The following is a 17,976-nucleotide window of genomic DNA, read 5'->3' on the forward strand; positions in this document are numbered from 1 at the left end:
ATTATTTCTAATTAAATAAAAACCACCCAAATTGATTTTTGGGTGGTTTTATTTTGAATAAATTATGATGAAAAATTATCTTGCGCCATATACAACGATTGTTTTTCCATGAGCGTGGATAAGATTCTGATCCTCTAACATTTTAATAATGCGTCCTACAGTTTCTCGTGAACAACCCACCATTTGCCCTATTTCTTGACGTGTAATTTTGATTTGCATCCCATCAGGATGTGTCATTGCGTCAGGCTGTTTAGCTAAGTTCATTAGCGTTTGAGCAATACGGCCTGCCACATCTAAGAATGCAAGGTTACTGACTTGGCGTGAAGTATTTTGTAAACGTCTAGCCAGTTGTGCGGTTAAAAACATTAAGATTTCTGGGTTTGCTTGAATTAATTGACGATATTTTTTATAAGAAATCTCAGCAATTTCACATGTTGTTTTTGTTTTTACCCAAGCAGATCGTTTTGAACCTTCATCAAATAATCCAGCTTCACCAAAGAATTGTCCTGCCCCCAAATAAGTGAGAATCATCTCTTTACCTTCATCATCTTTTGCTGACACCATTACAGAGCCTTTAATGACATAATAAAGTGTCGTTGCATCTTCACCTGCGTGAATTAAAGTCGATTTTGCGGGATATTTATGTAAATGGCAGTGAGTAAGAAACCAATCTAAAACTGGATCTCGTTGAGTTGTCTCTTCTTCTTGAGAGGAGGTTACAACTTCATCAATTTCGGTTAATTCATTTGACATTCGTGCTCCTTACATTCCTGTTTCAAAAATTCCGTTTTATTTTTGATGTCAATGGATTCATGCAATTCAGACCATACAATCACCGCAATTCCATTGCGAATTTGAGTCAGTAAAAGTTGTTTTTTTTGGTTGAGTGAAAGTTCTTCTATACCGTAATCGGTTCCTTCGCGTAAAATTACGCTTTCTACGATATTATCTAATGTTTCTGCTTCTAGTTCTTGCCAAGGAATAATCATATATTTACTCGGTAAAGTCAATTAGGCAAAAAGTGGCTCGATAAAACGCCATTGTTGTTCGAAAGACTGGCTTGCATTCAGACGGAAATTAGTACGAACATAGCGCATAAATTGTCCTTCACATAATGTCACTAAATGTGAAGCAATTATGCGTTCATCCACATTAAAGCCTCGTCCTTCACGCAATTTTCGCATCTGTAAAATATTAACAAACTGCATTTCAAGACGATTAAAAAATTGTGCGACTCGAACTTGCAATTGCGCATCTTCAAACATTAATGCATGACCAGTTAGAATTCGAGTTAACCCAGGATTTTTACGGGCAAAATCTAAGATCGTTTGTAAAATATCATGAATGCGATTCATTGTTTGGGTTTCGTTACGCATAGAAGCGGTAATACGGCTTAATAGAGTATTTTCGATATGCTCGATCAAGGCTTCAAACATTTTTGTTTTGCTTGGAAAGTAACGATATAACGCAGCTTCAGATACTCCAACTTCTTTTGCTAGACGAGCCGTTGTCATACGCTCCATGCCACGTTCGGAATGAAGCATATGTATCAACACAGTAAGCACTTGTTGACGACGTTCTTTTACCGTTCTTTTTTCAATTTTTGGTGTTTCAATTTTAGGCGCAATCTCTTCCACGCCTGATAAAGATAATTGTTCTTCTACCATAAATTATTGTTTACCTGAATGACCGAAACCGCCTTCACCACGTTCGGTTTGTTGAAAATCTTCTACAATATTAAATTCAGCTTGTACTACTGGCACGAAAACAAGTTGAGCAATGCGATCGCCGACTTCAATTTTGAATGGTTCATTTCCACGGTTCCACATTGATACCATTAATGGCCCTTGATAATCGGAGTCAATTAACCCCACTAGATTGCCAAGTACAATACCATGTTTATGGCCAAGACCCGAGCGAGGCAAAATCACTGCTGCTAAATTTGGATCCGCAATATAAATTGATAGCCCCGTCGGAATTAATTTGGTTTCACCGGGTTGAATTTCAAAGCTTTCATCGATTAATGCACGTAAATCAAGACCTGCAGAACCTTCAGTTGCATAAGTTGGCAGAGGAAATTCATTTCCAATGCGAGAATCTAAAATTTTTACGTCAATTTTTTTCATGTAATACTCCGTTTGAAATTCATTTTTAGGTAAAAGTGCGGTTGGAATTATAAGGTTTTTTGATAGCGTTCGATGATTTCATTGACTAAATCAGCGGCAAGTTCTACTTTTGATTTTAGCGATAATTTTTTATGACCATTTTTCCAAAAAAGCTGCAAGGCATTTTCATCAGCGTTAAAAACTTGTCCGCCAGATACATCGTTGGCACAAATCATATCAAGGTTTTTGCGTTCAAGTTTATCTTTTGCATAATCATCAACATTTTGGGTTTCGGCCGCAAATCCAACAGTAAAAGGACGATGTGTTTTTAAATGACCTACATCTGAGATAATATCGGGATTTTTAATTAACTTGATAGATATTTCATCCTCGGATTTTTTGATTTTTTGGTCAGCAACTTCAGCTACTCTGTAATCAGCAACTGCCGCACAGCCAATAAAAATTTGATTTTTTACCGCACTTTCAAGAGAGGCTTGCCACATTTCTTGTGCTGAGATGACATTAATTCTATTTACATTTTTTGGTGTTGTTAAATTCACTGGCCCTGAAATCAGCGTGACGTTCGCCCCGCGCTCGGCAAATGCTTCAGCAATTGCAAATCCCATTTTGCCTGAACTATGGTTAGAAATATAACGAACAGGATCGATTGCCTCACGAGTTGGGCCAGCTGTAATGGCGATATTTAATCCTTGTAGATCCTGTTTTTGAGAGAAAAAGTCAGAAAGTGCGGTAAAAATTTCCTCTGGTTCTGACATACGCCCTTTCCCCATATCACCGCAAGCTTGAAAACCACTATTGGGACCAATAAGCGTAATCCCACGTGTTTGAAGAGTCGTCAAATTTTGTTGAGTAATGGCTTGGCGATACATCTGCTGATTCATCGCTGGGGCAAGAAAAATTGGCGCATCAGTCGCAAGACAAATTGTTGAAAGTAAATCATTCGCTATGCCTACAGTAAGACGGGCAATAAAGTCTGCACTAGCTGGCGCAATAATAATGGCATCAGCCCATTTGGCAAGTTCAATATGACCCATTGCCAGCTCAGCTTGTGGATCAAGTAAAGATTGTGCGATAGCATTGCCAGAAATGGCTTGAAGAGTTAAAGGCGTAACAAATTCTGCCGCAGCAGGGGTTAATACTACACGAACTTCGGCTTTTGCTTTGCGTAATAAACGAATCAACTCTATTGTTTTATAGGCTGCAATTCCACCAGTTATGCCGACTACAATATGCCTTCCGTTTAATTTCATGTTTCAACCTTTGTTAGTACTTAGCCACAATTTCGTTATTTTACTTTAATTTTATTGAATGCCCAATGCTATTTTTGCGATATATATCGCAGACTTTGTATAAGTTACTCGTAAAACAAGGAAAGAGCGGTCAAAATTTTTTCTATTTTGTGTTTAATATTTTATGGAAAACAATGATGATTTAATGCCACGGGAAAAATTGCTTAAATTTGGTGTAGAAACTCTCGCTGATTATGAATTGCTGGCGATCTTTTTACGAACTGGGATAAAAGGCTGCCCAGTCATTCAGCTTTCGAAAAATGTCTTATCACATTTTGGTTCCTTGCATGCGTTACTTTCTGCAGATGAAAAAGCCTTCTGTTCCGTAAAAGGCTTAGGCATTACGCAATTTATTCAATTGCAAGCGATTACGGAAATGACCAAACGGTATTTAAAGCAAGAGATGTTGAGTACTCCGATTATTAATGATCCTGAAACGGTAAAACTTTTTTTACTCACAGAATTGCAACATGAGGAAAGGGAAGTGTTTATGGTTTTATTTTTAGATAATCAACATCGTCTGATTAAAAAAGAGCGGTTATTTTTAGGTACAATTAATGTATCAGCGGTTTATCCTCGGGAAATAATTAAAGAGGCGCTTTATTGTAACGCAGCTGCTTTAATTTTGGCGCATAATCATCCTTCGGGTATAACGGAGCCGAGTTATTCGGATCAGCTTATTACTAAAAAAATTCAGGAGTCAGCAGAACTAATGGAAATCAGAGTGCTTGATCACCTAATTGTCGGGAAAACAGATTGCTATTCTTTTGCAGAGAACTTTTTATTATAAATTTTTATAATGTTGACCATTTTTTTACCGATTACATTCAGGAAAATCGCATTTGCACTTGAGAAATGAAAACAAAGCCAGTATAATTTGCGACCTTTAATATAGTAAGCGGGTCGGATTAGCGCGACCTGACGAGGTAGCAAGCTAGTTTTAACTGGCTTTAAACAATCCGAACCGTAAGCTCGAGCTTATATTTAATTATTGGAGATTATTATGTCTAGAGTTTGTCAAGTAACAGGCAAGCGTCCAGCTGTGGGTAATAACCGCTCACACGCGATGAATGCGACACGTCGTCGTTTTCTTCCAAACCTTCACACTCACCGTTTCTGGGTTGAAAGTGAAAACCGTTTCGTAACCTTACGTTTAACTGCGAAAGGTATGCGTATTATTGATAAAAAAGGCATTGATGCAGTATTAGCTGAAATCCGTGCTCGTGGCGAAAAAATCTAAGGAGCTAAAAAATGGCAGCTAAAGGCGCTCGTGAGAAAATCCGTTTAGTTTCTACTGCAGAGACAGGTCACTTCTACACAACTGATAAAAACAAACGTAATATGCCTGAAAAAATGGAAATCAAAAAATTTGATCCAGTAGTGCGTAAACACGTTATTTATAAAGAAGCAAAAATCAAATAATTTTGCTTATTTAGAAAAAGCCCGACATTGTTCGGGTTTTTTTGTATCCCAGATTTATTAAGGAACAAATCATGCCGGAACTTCCCGAAGTCGAAACTGCACTACGTGGTATTAGCCCTTATCTTAAGAATTTTACGATTGAGAAAGTTGTCGTGCGCCAGCCTAAATTGCGCTGGGCCGTATCGGAGGAATTGATAACGCTAAAAAATGTAAAAATTGTCGATCTCACTCGTCGAGCAAAATATTTGATTATTCACACGGAAAAAGGTTATATCATCGGGCATTTGGGCATGTCAGGTTCGGTGCGAATTGTGCCACAGGATAGCGCAATAGATAAACATGATCATATTGATATTGTGATGAACAATGGCAAATTATTACGCTATAACGATCCTCGTCGTTTCGGTGCATGGTTGTGGGCGGAGAATTTAGATGACTTTCATCTTTTCTTAAAGCTGGGGCCTGAACCGCTTTCTGATGAATTTAATGCAGAATATTTATTCAAAAAATCTCGTCAAAAATCAACCGCACTTAAAACCTTCTTGATGGATAACGCTGTGGTGGTGGGCGTTGGTAATATTTATGCGAATGAAAGTTTGTTTATTTGTGGTATTCATCCACTTAAACTCGTTAAAAATTTGACCCGTAATCAATGTATTTCCTTAGTGAATACGATTAAAGATGTATTGAGAAAAGCCATTATTCAAGGTGGAACCACACTTAAAGATTTCTTGCAGCCAGATGGGCGCCCAGGGTATTTTGCACAACAGTTATTGGTATATGGCAATAAAGATAAACCTTGTCCGAAGTGCGGTACAAAAATTGAAAGTTTAGTCATACGGCAACGTAATAGTTTCTTTTGCCCGAAATGTCAGAAAAAATCTTAGGATAAAGTTCAAAAGCATTATTGATTATTGTATGAAATTTAGTCATAATTCCAGCCTTTCTCTAAAGTAAACAAGGATAAAAAAATTATGGAATTAAATAGATTATTAATAGTGAAATTTGTGAAAATTTCCTTTCCTTTCCTTTCCTTTCCTTTCCTTTCCTTTCCTTTCCTGCATATTCTCAGGATTCTAATTCGGAAGAAAATAAACCTTTACCTCTTAACGAGGAAGGGTATGAGGCTAGAAAAAAATCTATTACAGATAATATAAATAAGGCTGTTGAGGATATTAAGAAAAAAGAAAAAGAAGTTAAATATGACTTTGAGACTGAAGGAAGACCTAATGTTAATTGGGATGAAACTCATAGTGTATTTTCACATTATAATACGCCTACGGAAAATGTAGGTTATTATTTATTTCAAATAGGAAGTGGGTTCCCCAATGTTAATAATTTGAAGTTGATTAACAATACAGATCTTTCATCTTATACCGAAGTTTTTTCTACGCGTTGGGTAAAAAATGGACAATATGGTTCTGGCGTAAATAATCTCGCTTATATTGAAAATAATGGAAATATTACTGGAAAAGGAACAGGAAGTAATGAACCTGCAATACATTTTATTTCTGAAAATGATTTTTATTTTAAAAATAATGGAAAAATAACAACAAATGCTCAAGGGACGATAGCTACGAATGGAAGAATGGTATTAGAAAATAAAAGCTCTTTATCTAAGCATGATATTTCAGGGCGTAAGACCGCTATCTTAAATAGCGGTAAATTAGATGACCTGAGTATTTGGGGGCGCGATTTGTTTTTTTCTAATACGGGAGAGTTTAATAATACTCGTGGGGGGCGTCCAATATCAAAACGAGAATATATAAATGCTGGGCTCAATGAAGTTTTTAGATCATATGAAGATTTGATAAACTTCATGACTGATCAACTTAGAGAATATCCTCGTATTAGCGCAAATAACTTATATGGAGTAAATAGTGGAAAGCTAAGTGGCCTTATACAAATGACATTTAAGGACGGATATTTTATTAATTCAGGTGAGATTGATGGGCTTCTCCTTACGGCTAATAAGGGCTTATTTGTTAATCGCGGTAAAGCATTAGTAAATATATATAGTTATAGTGGTGCACAAAAATTAACAGTGGATTTAAAAGATTCTACACTTTTAAAGAATTCTTCTCTTGACCGAAAGCAAGCTGAAACTCGTGTTATCGTCAATGAAAAAACAATTATTGAAGATATTTTAGAAGCGTATGGAACCAATGAAACCCTTGTCGTAAGCAGAGATAAAGATAACGAAGAGAATGAAATTCATAATTTTGAAGCCAATAAATATGTTGGTTTCGAGCATTTAGAAATGCAAGGGAAATGGGATATTAAGAAATATGATGCTAAATTCAATCAATCTATCGCTTTTGATAATGCAAATGTTGAGTTGGCAGGTCGAACATTAGATAGTCCAGAAGTAAAAAATTCAGAAAATAGTGCTATTAATGTTACGTCTAACGCTGACGTAAAAGGAAATTTTACAAATCAGGGAACAGTACATTTAAAAGGTACGTTAACTACTTCAGGCAATGTTGAAAATAGCGGCACCATTGAATTTAATAATGGTCTTCAAGGCACAAAACTTGTGATTTCAGGGGACTATACTGGCGCAGGAGAAAAAAACCTATTAAAAATGAATGTGGACGCAAGTGCGGGCAAAAGTGAATTCGATTTACTTGATGTCGGTGGAAAAGCAAGTGGTACGACTAAAATTGAGTTTAGGGATCCGACAAAGTTAGTGGCTAAAATGAAAAATCGAGTGAAATTGGTTAAAACCCAATCATCGGATGAAAATGCGTTTTCTCTCGTTGAATCAAAATATGGTCGCTACAAGTATAAGTTTTATAATGTGGCAAATGATACGGATGGCTATAGTAATTGGTATTTAGAACAACTCCCGACTTTCCGTAAGGAAGTGGCAGGCATTGTATCGGGCTTTGCTGCAAGTCAGAATTTGTTTACTCACACATTCCATGATCGCGTAGCGAAAGATAAATTACCAGAGGAGCATACAGCTTGGGTGAGAGTTTATCATCACAATATGAAATATCAGCTTAATGGTGTAGATTCAAAAGCCGATGCTCATTCAGATACCCTACAGTTGGGATATGATGCGTTGAAATATAACAAGGGAACCAGCAAATTTACAGCAGGTGCCTATGTGAGTTTAGGTCATCAAAAATCAGAAACTTATTTGGTTGAAGATGATGAAAGAGTACGTAGTAGCACAAAGGGATATTCTCTAGGGCTCTACGCAACATGGGAAAAACCAAACTGGTATGTGGATAGCTGGATCCAAGTGAATCGCTTAAAAACTAAAGTGAATACAAGTGATGGAAGATCGGATTATAAAACGACCGCACTTCAGGCTTCATTAGAGGCTGGATACAATAAGTTATTAAAGCAAACGGATAATTATACTTATTACGTACAGCCACAAGGTCAGGTTATTTACAATCACTTCCATAAACCAGATATGGGTGAAGAATTGGCTGTGTTAAACCCTCGTTATTTCATTACACGTTTAGGTGTGCGTTTTTACCAACAATCATTAAAACACCCAAATCATGGCGAACCTTATTTGGCATTAAATTGGTGGCATCATACAAATCAAACAAGTGTAGTCACTGATGAAAAAGCGATTTCAATTAAAGGGATAAAAGATCTGAAAAATATTGAGGTCGGGATTGATAAATGGCATATCACAGATAATCTTTCCGTATGGACAAATGTAGGTTATTACATGGGAACCCATAATTATCGTGATATTCGATATAATTTAGGCGTATCTTATCGCTTCTAATTTATATTATTGAATTGTTTGGAAAGGTGGATTTTTATCCACCTTTAATTTACTGGAAATTCTTCGATGACAACAGGAAGTTGTAAGATTTTGCCTAATCGTAGAATGGTGACGAGAACTTTTGAATTAGGTTTTGTATTTGCGATAATTTGCATCATTTCTCGGGCTGAAATGCCTTCTTGATTATTTAATTTCAAAATCACATCGCCAACTTGAATACCTGATTTCGCTGCTGGGCTGTTCGGGCTTACGCCAGTGATTACAATGCCTTCTTCACTACTTGAACTGATGTCACTTTGCACGCCAAAATAACCTCGAATCACACGTCCATCTCGTATGATTTTCTGTAAAACATCATTTGCAATATCCATTGGAATGGCAAAATTTAGCCCTTCTGCGATTTCATTGGCGGTTTTGCCAATACTTAGCGTGCTGATTCCAACTAATTCCCCTGCAGAATTAATTAATGCGCCACCTGAGTTGCCGCGGTTAATTGAAGCATCGGTTTGGATGAAGTTTTGTCTGCCAACAGAATCACCTACGGCATTACGTCCCACGGCGCTAATAATACCTTGTGATACGCTTTGCCCTAAGTTGTAGGGATTACCGATTGCTAATACCACATCACCAACGTGAGCCTGACGATTTGAATTTTGTGGAATAGTTGAAAGATTATTTGCACGAATTTTGAGAACAGCGAGATCGGTGAGGTTATCTGAACCGACAAGACTAGCCTCAAAAATATTCCCGTTTTGTAACGCTACTACAATTTGATCCGCATTTTGGATAACGTGTTTATTCGTCAGAATATAGCCATCTTTACTCATAATCACGCCAGAACCTAAGTTATTCACTTGTAGCTGATCATTATCATTAATGCTGGCGGAAGAAAAAGAGCGGTTATAAACATTCACTACTGCTGGAGAAGCAATACGCACTGCATTTTTGAACGATATAATATCGTCTGAAGTGAAAATATTGCTGTTATTCAGCCTTGGAACCGCAAACAAAATCACGCCCGCAGCAGCCAAGCCCCAAAGCGCGGAATGGAAAAGTTTTTTAAGCATTTAGATTCCTTTCGGTGTGTAAGTTAATTTTATATCGTCACCGATTTGTTCTAATTCATTGAGTTGCCATAATGGTGCATCGGCAAGTTTAGTTAAATTCGGTAATTGGCATAAACCACGAGCATTGTCGCCAAGTAATTTGGGCGCAACGTAAATAATCAATTCATCTACTAATTTTGCATCAATTAAACTACCCGCTAAATTTGCTCCAGCTTCTACCCAAAGGGTATTGATTTGTCGTTTTCCCAGTTCTCGCATTAATTCTTTTAGTAAATTTTCTTTTGGAAGAATAATTTGTTCACAGAAATCAGGAAAGCCTGTTAAATCTCGTGTTTCACTAGAGACTAACCAAACGGGAGAATGAGTTAAAAAAAGTTTATGAGTCGGCTGAATGCGATGTTGTGAATCTAAAATGACTCGCACAGGCTGGCGAAGATCTTCTTTTTTATATTCTGTTTTAAGATTTTCAGGAAATTCATCCCAGCGTACGTTCAGACTTGGATCATCTGCAAGTACTGTCGCAGAAGTGGATAAAAGTGCGGATGATTTTGCACGCATTTTTTGAACGTCCGAACGAGCATCAGGGCCCGTAATCCATTTACTTTCTCCGCTTGCCATTGCTGTTCGTCCATCTAAACTCATGGCGAGTTTGAGTTGAACAAAAGGCATACCTTGACGCATTCGTTTTAAAAAGCCTTTATTTATTTTTTCCGCTTGATCGTTTAATAAATTCATCGCACTTTCGATACCTGCATCAGACAACATTTTCAAACCTTTCCCTGCGACTTGAGGATTCGGATCTTGCATAGCTGCAATGACTTTAACTATACCAGCCTCGATTAATCCTAATGCACAAGGCGGTGTGCGACCATAATGAGAGCAGGGCTCTAAGGTGACGTAAGCGGTTGCACCTTTTGCATTTTCGCCAGCTTGAGCTAAGGCAACACGTTCAGCATGAGGTTGCCCCGCTTTAAAATGGAAGCCTTCCCCCACAATTTCACCATTTTTTACCAATATGCATCCCACCGATGGATTCGGTGTGGTGGTATATTGTCCTTTGGCGGCTAAATCCAAGGCGCGTTGCATAAATTTGCGATCTTGTGCGGAAAATTCGCTCATGATTAATCCTTTAGGTTCTCAATTTCTTTGGTGAATTGATTAATGTTATCAAAACTCAAATAGACCGATGCAAAACGAATATAAGCCACTTTATCGAGTTTTTTTAACTCATTCATCGCGAGTTTTCCAACCAGTTTACTTGGTACTTCACGTTCACCCGTCGCACGTAATTGAAAAATTATATGGTTAATTGCTTGTTCAACATCATCCGCACTTACAGGGCGTTTTTCCAACGCATGCTGAATACCACTGCGTAATTTATCTTCATTGAACGGCTCTCGAGTGCCGTCAGTTTTAATAATTTTTGGTACGATTAATTCGGCTGTTTCAAAGGTGGTAAAACGCTCATGACAATGACCGCACTCACGACGGCGGCGAACCTGATAGCCATCCGATACCAAACGGCTATCAATTACCTTGGTTTCTTCTGTAAAACAAAATGGACAGCGCATAGACAATTCTCCGTAAAAAGGGCCGTTATCTTAGCAAAAAATCGGTTCTTTGACGATTAGCTTTATGCCTTTCTTGTTTTCTTTTGTACGAATAATAAGCCAAACCAATCTTTTGTTTGTTTTAATAATTTTTTAATATTTTCAGGTTGTTCAAATCTTGAGGTCTGCGCCAATATGCGTGACCAATATGGATCAGCTTTTGCCCCGAAACCATTACTTTCAGTTAATTCCTGAAGTTTTTCAGAAACGGAATTTTCATCACTTACAATAAAATCACTTATATTTCTTACTGTTGGCACCAATTGAATTTCTATTTGGCTTTGTAAATAATCTTTTACGTAAATTTTTAATTGAGCGAGAGCGGCTTCACGCTCAATAGGCGGTAATTCGATAACCTTATCTTGCGTAATTAATTTTGCTGGCACCGCATTTTCTTGTGTGACACATTGAATCAAATAATAAATCCAAGGACGGATACAATAGCGATCTTTGTATTTTGCAAAATGCCACTGAATGACTTGTGAATCATCGCCAAATAAAGGCTCCATATAACCAAATAGACGAATTTCTTGATTTTTATTTTGCCAATCTACGGCAATATTTAAATCAATAGAAGCATGTTTGGCTTCGCCAAGATCCGCTATTTTCTTTTTAAATTCCAAAACATTGTCTCGAATATTTTCAGCATAAACTTTTCCAAATTCAGCTCGAGGTAACACGCCTTTTACTTCTGCTTGTCTAAAATAATCAGCAAAATTTTGTTCATCCATATAGATTAAATCATTATTAAACGAATAATTATCCAAGCCATTTAAGGTAAAGTTTTCACTGTCAGCAATATGATCATCTTCATCGCGGAAATAAACACCAAGTTGTTTTTCAAAGAAAAATTTCACTGGGTTTTCCACAAAGCTGACTAAACGATCCAGTTCAATTTCTTCGATTTTTTCTGGGTTTTCTGTCATCGTGACCGCAAATTCCGAATTACTTACACTTGCGTCAAATTGTGCTATTGGCAACCATTTTGTCGCAAAAGAGCGGGTAAATTTTTCGTTGTTTTTGAAATTATCTGGGCTAAATGCGGTCATTGGATGTTCAATGACAGTAAGGACATTTTCACTTTGACCTTGATTAATATAATCCAACAGTTGGCTTACCAATACGGATGGTTCTTTCGGTTGATTATCTGTAATGGAACGCCCAACATAGCTGATATAGCAATAATTACGTGCGGCTAATAAGGCTTCTAAGAACAAATAGCGATCATCATCACGGCGAACACGGTCGCCTTTTTGATAATGATATTGCATTAAATCAAAACTGTTTGGTGTTTGTGTTCTTGGGTAATCCGCATCATTCATTCCAAGTAAACAAACTACTTTAAATGGCACTGAACGCATTGGTAATAAGGTGCAGAAGTTTACTTTTCCTGCAAGGAATTTGAGGCTATTTGGCGCATCTTCCAATTTCATTGTGATGACATCGGCAATCACGTCTGCTTGTAATTCTTCAGTAAAATGGAGCGTTTTTAGATGCTCAGCTAATTCATTAATTTTCTCTTGAATATAGAAAATCGTGTCACTTGTGTCTTCATTTTGTACGAAGAAATCTGATAAAAGTGCGGTTAAAATTTCTTGCCATTTTTCGATGGAATGTGCTTGTTGCAGGGTTTCATGCAGCGAGGAAAGTGTGGTGAAAAAGTGAGATAAATTTCCAGCAAGTTCACCTTTTAAGCCATAGCTGCTGTTTAACCCCAAACTATCTTGCCAAATGCCGTGTTCTTCACGCATCGCATAGCCTAAAATCATTCGTTCTAATCCAGCCTGCCAAGAATTGAAATTGATGCCATCTTGATTTTTTTGCAGACCGAAACGAATTCCTGAATCCGCCACCCATTCTCGCACTAATGGTAAATCAGCAAGAGAAATATTAAATCGTTCTCGCATCGCAGGAATATCCAACAACGCTAACACATCTTCCGCACTAAAATTGCTTTCTTTTAAGCGTAATAAAGTTAAGTAACTTGATACCAACACATCACTTTCTGAAAGTTTATTATCTGAAAGTGAAAATGGAATTTGTGGGGCATTTCCATTTTGTTGCCCGAAAACTGCCTGAATATAAGGCGTGTATTGATTTATATCTGCCACCATAACAACCACATCTTTTGGCGTAAGGTTAGGATCTTGATTGAATAAATCGAGTAAATAATCGTGCAAGACTTCCACTTCCCGCATAGCACTGTGGCAAGAATGTAGGGTTAAAGTGCGGTCATTTTTTGCGATATTTAGCGGTTTATTTTCTAAATGCAGAATTTGAGATTGCAATTGTCCAAGTAAACGGTTCGATTTAATTTCTTGATAAGCATTGACGGGATAAGTTGGAATATGTTCTTCATCTCTCACCAATGTATAGAGAAAATCTCGCCCCATTTTTCCCCAAGCAGCCAGTAACGGATTACCTATTTGAAGGTTTTCTTTTTGATAAGTGACATCAAACTGAGCGTTTTCTAGTTGAGAAAGTTGATTCTCGGAAAAGAGCGGTTGATTTTCATCTTGTTTATTGAATTGATAACGCTTGCGAGAACGCAAATAATTAAGGCGTAAATCGCTAATATCACCCCAATATTCTTGGCTGGGATTATTAAAAAATAAATGAATATCCACTTCTAATGACATGGCTTGCAAAATATTGAGATAAGCAGTTGGAAGCGCAGGAATACCAAAAATAAATATGCGTGAGGGTAATTTTTTCGGTGCTTTTTTATCGGCAAGCAAGGCTAAGAACTGATTATGCAAGGCCGCTCGATGTGTGGCATCACCAACATCCGATTTAACATCGACAACCAATGCACGCCATAACTCACCTTGCCATTGTGTATTGCCTTGAATTTGCTCAAACAATGTATTGTTGAGGTTAGGTTGTTGTTTTTGTATTTGAGCAGTAATTTGTTCATCTTCGTCTTTTTCCCAAGCAAAAATCCATTCTGGTCGATAAACTAAATATTGGTCAAATAAATCAGCAATTTTGCTGCTGAGTTGATAAAGTTTGTATTGTTCAGAATGTGGCGAGGACGCTAAATAATTGCGTAAAGGTGAAAAACTTTCTTTCTCGAGAAAAGTCGGGATTAATCGCATTAAACGCCATGTCATTGAATCTTTATCAAAAGGGTTTTCTAATGCCGTTGCGGGTAAATTTTGAGCATAAAGTTGCCAAATAAAACTTGCTGGCATAGGAAATTTTAAGTTAGCTGAAATGCCTGTTTCTTTCGCTAATTCAATTTGCAGCCATTGCGCCATACCCGGGCTTTGCACCAAGATAATATCTTGCTGAAAAGGATCTTCTGGAGGTAAAGATTTGAATAAGGAAGAAAGAATTTCTTTTTGTTTTTCGAGTTGATTAGAGTAGTAAACAATGAACACAATGGCAACCTTTTGAGGATTTGATTTAGAAAAAGACAAGCCACATTTTACTTAGTTTTTATCGAAATTTCACCCATAGGATAACGCACAATGACGCGTTCGTTTTCACATTGAACGCGAAAAGTTAAGCCATTTTGTTGTATTAATTGTTCACAAGCTAATCCTAAAAATTGGCGTTGAGCTTGATTCTCCGCAACCTGTATCGCCTGAAAATCTTGATAAGTTTTCACCGCACTTTTTCTTTGGCTTGCCGTCCATTGATTGAAAGCAATAAATAAAACGCTAAATAAAGCCAAAGAAAATAATAGGGTAGTGAGCGACATGCCTTTATTCATCTGGAACATTAAAATCACTCCAACTTTTTTCTGCCAACTGCCACTGACTATATTGTTGCACTAAGGTTGTTACGACAGGTTTTCCATAGGCCAAAGTCACCCCATCTAAAGTTAGATTTCCGTTGGTGATCACCGCGCCACTAATCCTCCCTTTGCCCGTTAGTTTTAAATCTCCCTCTGCAATTAATACAGCAGACACAGTGCCATTAATTTCAACTTCCACTTGAGAATCTGAAAACCAATAAAGCTTAGGTGTTTTATTCACGTTTAAAATTCTGGGAGGGGAAGAAAAGCGCGGTCGAAAATCCGTTAGTTTTTCTGTGTGAATAAAATCTTTCAATGCACCTTGATTATCGCCTTTTGTGGGCGATTTTTTAAATAGGCTCATTCTTTCACACCAAAGAAAATATTGAATTGCATCGGTGGCACCATCAAGAGTGATGCTGATTTGCTTTACACTTTCATTATTATTTAACGGTAAATTAAGACAGGCAGTTTGTTTTTTCTCCTCTGTCATTTTTTGCAGTTGTAATGTTCTTTCTACATAGTGTTTTCGTTGATTTTGTTGCGCACGAAAAAAACTTAAATGACTGTCATCCAACAATAAGATTACGGTTAATAAACCTGAAATAAAAATCAGAATAGTCAGCGTAATAATGCCTTTTTGTATTGTCATTGTTTTTGATTCCAGAGCGCAACGACAAGGGAGGTTTCATAACTGATGTTTGGGGTTTGTTTTAAATTTCCTTTCAGCTTAATTTCTAATCCTTTTCCTTCGATTAACCAATTAAATTGTAGGGTAGTGACTTCGTATTCATTATTGTCTAATAAATCCGTCCAACCTCCCCCAGCGTTGCAAGCCGATTGTTGAAAAGCTCGTTTACAAGTTTCTGCTGTGCAATTAGTTGGAATAACACTTTGATAAGTCAGTTTGGTTTTTATCATTTTGTTACTCACTTTATAACCGAATAATTCTTCTGTACTGTTTTTAGATGTATTTTTCCCATTTTTCATACAGGTTTTCGGTGAATCTTTGCCAATACAGCCATTTTTATTTAAATCATAAAAGAACAACACGCAACTATTAAGTGGGGCGTTATCTTCTTGGCTAATGAAAATGGACGTGCCTTGTTCATCTAATTCAAATAAAGATAAATTGCTTTCTTTTCCTTTTGTATTTAATGCTCTAAATCCTAATCGACGAAGATCTTTACCAATAAGCTGTAATGTTCGTTGTAATTCTGCTTGTAGTTTTAAATGCAATAACATCTGTTGATTTTGCGTTTGTATTTGCACATAAAAATGCGAAATGCTCAGCAATAATAAAGACGATAACGCCATAGAAATCATTAGTGCTAATAGGGTTTGCCCTTTTAATAATGTTTTCATGATTGATTGCATGCACTAGCCGCTTGATTGGTTTTCAAACGAATACTGCCAACATTGAAAAATGAAAATAATGTACGTTCATTTTCCGCTTGTAGAATAAAACAACGAGTAACACTCGTATTACGAGCCCCATAAAATCTTGTAATTTCTTTAGGATAAAGGTACTGGCTTTGAATCATCGTTTTTTTAGGGAAATAAGGATAGTAAAAATGAGCATAAACCTCTTTCGGGCAGTTTGTTGGGTTTAAACAATCGCAAGTTTGATCATTTTTTACTTGTGCCGTTAAGCACCATTGTTGTGTCGCAAGGTTACGATTGATAAGTAAAAACCACACTTCCGATGAATTTTCAGCCCGTGCTTGAATTTGGCGTAGAAATAAATATAGGTGATGTTGCTCTTTGGCTAAAATCGTTTTAGGTGAATCTGTTTGCCATAATGGCACGGCAAAATTCAGCGCAATGCTGATGATTGCTAACCCAATCAATAATTCCACTAATGTCACACCTTTCTGCATAAAACTCTCCAATTTTCTACCGCACTTTAATGGTAAATAATTAATGGAAAAATCACTTCATGCTATTTTTGCGATCTGTATCGCAAACTTTTCCTGAAAACCTATAAAAACCATTGTTTTATAATTTTCAACTGGTTATTTTGGCAAATCTCGCTATAATGGCGCGGAATTTTTCTGTTCTTTAAAATCTGGTGGAAATATGAATCCAATGTTAAATATCGCCATTCGCGCGGCACGAAAAGCGGGCAATGTGATTGCTAAAAATTATGAACGCCGTGATGCTATCGAAAGCACACAAAAAGGTATTAATGATTATGTGACAAACGTTGATAAAGCGGCAGAAGCAGAAATCATTGAAATTATTCGTAAATCTTATCCTGACCACACCATCATTAGCGAAGAAACAGGTGCGCTTGAAGGCAAAGATAGCGATGTACAATGGGTGATTGATCCACTAGATGGTACCCGCAATTTTATGACGGGCCTTCCTCATTTTGCCGTGTCTATCGCAATTCGTGTAAAAAATCGCACTGAAGTCGGGGTTGTTTACGATCCAATCCGTAATGAATTATTTACCGCTGTGCGTGGTGAAGGCGCAAAATTAAACGAAGTACGTTTGCGTGTAGATAGTAAACGCGAAATTCAAGGTTCAATTTTAGCGACTGGTTTCCCATTCAAACAACCAAAATTAATGCCAACTCAATTTGCAATGATGAATGCCTTAATTGAAGATGCCGCGGATTTCCGTCGCACTGGTTCTGCTGCATTAGATTTATGTTATGTGGCTTCAAACCGTATTGATGGTTATTTTGAAATGGGCTTAAAAGCATGGGATTGCGCAGCTGGCGATTTAATCGTGCGTGAAGCGGGTGGTTTAGTCTGTGATTTTGATGCAGGTAACGGCTACTTACGCAGTGGCAATATTATCGCTGCACCATCACGCGTAATAAAAGAAATGTTAAATAAAATTCGTCCTTGTTTAGGTGCTGAATTTAATCATTAATTTTTATAAGCACAATAGCACCTATTTAAGGTGCTATTTTTAATTTTATTAATGAAACATACTTGATTAGCGACTTTATCTGC

19 protein-coding genes are annotated in these 17,976 nt (G+C 37.1%); 6 read left to right on the plus strand and 13 right to left on the minus strand.

Annotated features, from left to right (window positions below; all coding sequences use genetic code 11):
- Window positions 1-75: 75 nt before the first annotated feature.
- From crp to coaBC, 5 genes are read right to left on the minus strand one after another with little or no spacing between them, the layout of a single operon-like run.
- Window positions 76-753 carry a cAMP-activated global transcriptional regulator CRP gene (gene crp / locus DV428_RS04000; RefSeq protein ID WP_005633332.1) on the minus strand — a complete coding sequence of 226 codons (678 nt, stop codon included), beginning with the start codon at window positions 751-753 and terminating at the stop codon, window positions 76-78.
- Entirely contained in the window at window positions 738-989 is a 252-nt protein-coding gene (locus DV428_RS04005) for a YheU family protein (protein WP_005631427.1), read from the minus strand. The genes crp and DV428_RS04005 overlap by 16 nt, the downstream gene beginning before the upstream one ends.
- A 21-nt stretch (window positions 990-1,010) precedes the next feature.
- Window positions 1,011-1,667, minus strand: coding sequence for a nucleoid occlusion factor SlmA (gene slmA / locus DV428_RS04010; protein ID WP_005636931.1), 657 nt, complete (start codon window positions 1,665-1,667; stop codon window positions 1,011-1,013).
- 3 nt (window positions 1,668-1,670) lie between these two features.
- Complete coding sequence (gene dut / locus DV428_RS04015) at window positions 1,671-2,126, minus strand: dUTP diphosphatase (RefSeq protein ID WP_005631431.1); 456 nt, start codon at window positions 2,124-2,126, stop codon at window positions 1,671-1,673.
- Between the two features lie 47 nt (window positions 2,127-2,173).
- Entirely contained in the window at window positions 2,174-3,376 is a 1,203-nt protein-coding gene (coaBC, locus tag DV428_RS04020; RefSeq protein ID WP_114908765.1) for a bifunctional phosphopantothenoylcysteine decarboxylase/phosphopantothenate--cysteine ligase CoaBC, read from the minus strand.
- Window positions 3,377-3,539: 163 nt separating this feature from the next.
- Here coaBC and radC point away from each other — a divergent pair, with 163 nt between their 5' ends.
- The 5 genes from radC (at window position 3,540) to DV428_RS04045 (ending at window position 8,591) form a co-directional block, all read left to right on the plus strand.
- Window positions 3,540-4,205 carry a RadC family protein gene (gene radC, locus DV428_RS04025; RefSeq protein ID WP_005631435.1) on the plus strand — a complete coding sequence of 222 codons (666 nt, stop codon included), beginning with the start codon at window positions 3,540-3,542 and terminating at the stop codon, window positions 4,203-4,205.
- Window positions 4,206-4,418: 213 nt separating this feature from the next.
- Window positions 4,419-4,655, plus strand: coding sequence for a 50S ribosomal protein L28 (rpmB, locus tag DV428_RS04030; RefSeq protein WP_005542826.1), 237 nt, complete (start codon window positions 4,419-4,421; stop codon window positions 4,653-4,655).
- A gap of 11 nt (window positions 4,656-4,666) precedes the next feature.
- Window positions 4,667-4,837 carry a 50S ribosomal protein L33 gene (rpmG, locus tag DV428_RS04035; RefSeq protein WP_005613503.1) on the plus strand — a complete coding sequence of 57 codons (171 nt, stop codon included), beginning with the start codon at window positions 4,667-4,669 and terminating at the stop codon, window positions 4,835-4,837.
- 71 nt (window positions 4,838-4,908) lie between these two features.
- The gene (gene mutM, locus DV428_RS04040; protein ID WP_114908766.1) at window positions 4,909-5,724 is read left to right on the plus strand and encodes a DNA-formamidopyrimidine glycosylase; all 816 of its coding nucleotides are present in this window, start codon (window positions 4,909-4,911) and stop codon (window positions 5,722-5,724) included.
- Between the two features lie 452 nt (window positions 5,725-6,176).
- Window positions 6,177-8,591 (plus strand): autotransporter family protein, encoded by a 2,415-nt coding sequence (locus tag DV428_RS04045; RefSeq protein WP_153066473.1) that lies wholly within the window; start codon window positions 6,177-6,179, stop codon window positions 8,589-8,591.
- 44 nt (window positions 8,592-8,635) lie between these two features.
- Here the strand turns inward: DV428_RS04045 and degS are convergent, their stop codons facing one another.
- The 8 genes from degS to DV428_RS04085 all read right to left on the minus strand — a co-directional run bounded on the left by degS (window position 8,636) and on the right by DV428_RS04085 (window position 16,890).
- Complete coding sequence (gene degS / locus DV428_RS04050; RefSeq protein ID WP_114908768.1) at window positions 8,636-9,658, minus strand: outer membrane-stress sensor serine endopeptidase DegS; 1,023 nt, start codon at window positions 9,656-9,658, stop codon at window positions 8,636-8,638.
- Window positions 9,659-10,777 (minus strand): bifunctional diaminohydroxyphosphoribosylaminopyrimidine deaminase/5-amino-6-(5-phosphoribosylamino)uracil reductase RibD, encoded by a 1,119-nt coding sequence (gene ribD, locus DV428_RS04055; protein ID WP_114908769.1) that lies wholly within the window; start codon window positions 10,775-10,777, stop codon window positions 9,659-9,661.
- A gap of 2 nt (window positions 10,778-10,779) precedes the next feature.
- On the minus strand, window positions 10,780-11,229 hold the full coding sequence (nrdR, locus tag DV428_RS04060) for a transcriptional regulator NrdR (protein WP_046949673.1): 450 nt from the start codon (window positions 11,227-11,229) through the stop codon (window positions 10,780-10,782).
- Between the two features lie 62 nt (window positions 11,230-11,291).
- On the minus strand, window positions 11,292-14,651 hold the full coding sequence (gene recC, locus DV428_RS04065; protein WP_114908770.1) for an exodeoxyribonuclease V subunit gamma: 3,360 nt from the start codon (window positions 14,649-14,651) through the stop codon (window positions 11,292-11,294).
- A gap of 47 nt (window positions 14,652-14,698) precedes the next feature.
- Window positions 14,699-14,986, minus strand: coding sequence for a DUF5374 domain-containing protein (locus tag DV428_RS04070; protein WP_162790813.1), 288 nt, complete (start codon window positions 14,984-14,986; stop codon window positions 14,699-14,701).
- Window positions 14,979-15,662: a DUF2572 family protein gene (locus DV428_RS04075; protein ID WP_114908772.1), complete on the minus strand. Its 684-nt coding sequence runs from the start codon at window positions 15,660-15,662 to the stop codon at window positions 14,979-14,981. The genes DV428_RS04070 and DV428_RS04075 overlap by 8 nt, the downstream gene beginning before the upstream one ends.
- Window positions 15,659-16,378, minus strand: a complete 720-nt coding sequence (locus DV428_RS04080) for a PulJ/GspJ family protein (RefSeq protein WP_053466076.1) — start codon at window positions 16,376-16,378, stop codon at window positions 15,659-15,661. The genes DV428_RS04075 and DV428_RS04080 overlap by 4 nt, the downstream gene beginning before the upstream one ends.
- Window positions 16,372-16,890 (minus strand): type II secretion system protein, encoded by a 519-nt coding sequence (locus DV428_RS04085; protein WP_053466044.1) that lies wholly within the window; start codon window positions 16,888-16,890, stop codon window positions 16,372-16,374. Before DV428_RS04085 ends, DV428_RS04080 begins: the two co-directional genes overlap by 7 nt.
- A gap of 199 nt (window positions 16,891-17,089) precedes the next feature.
- Here DV428_RS04085 and suhB point away from each other — a divergent pair, with 199 nt between their 5' ends.
- Window positions 17,090-17,893 (plus strand): inositol-1-monophosphatase, encoded by an 804-nt coding sequence (suhB, locus tag DV428_RS04090; protein ID WP_046941986.1) that lies wholly within the window; start codon window positions 17,090-17,092, stop codon window positions 17,891-17,893.
- The last annotated feature ends 83 nt before the right edge of the window (window positions 17,894-17,976 follow it).

The sequence above is a fragment of the Haemophilus haemolyticus genome, from assembly GCF_003352385.1.
In the GTDB taxonomy this organism is placed as follows: Bacteria; Pseudomonadota; Gammaproteobacteria; order Enterobacterales; family Pasteurellaceae; genus Haemophilus; species Haemophilus haemolyticus_I.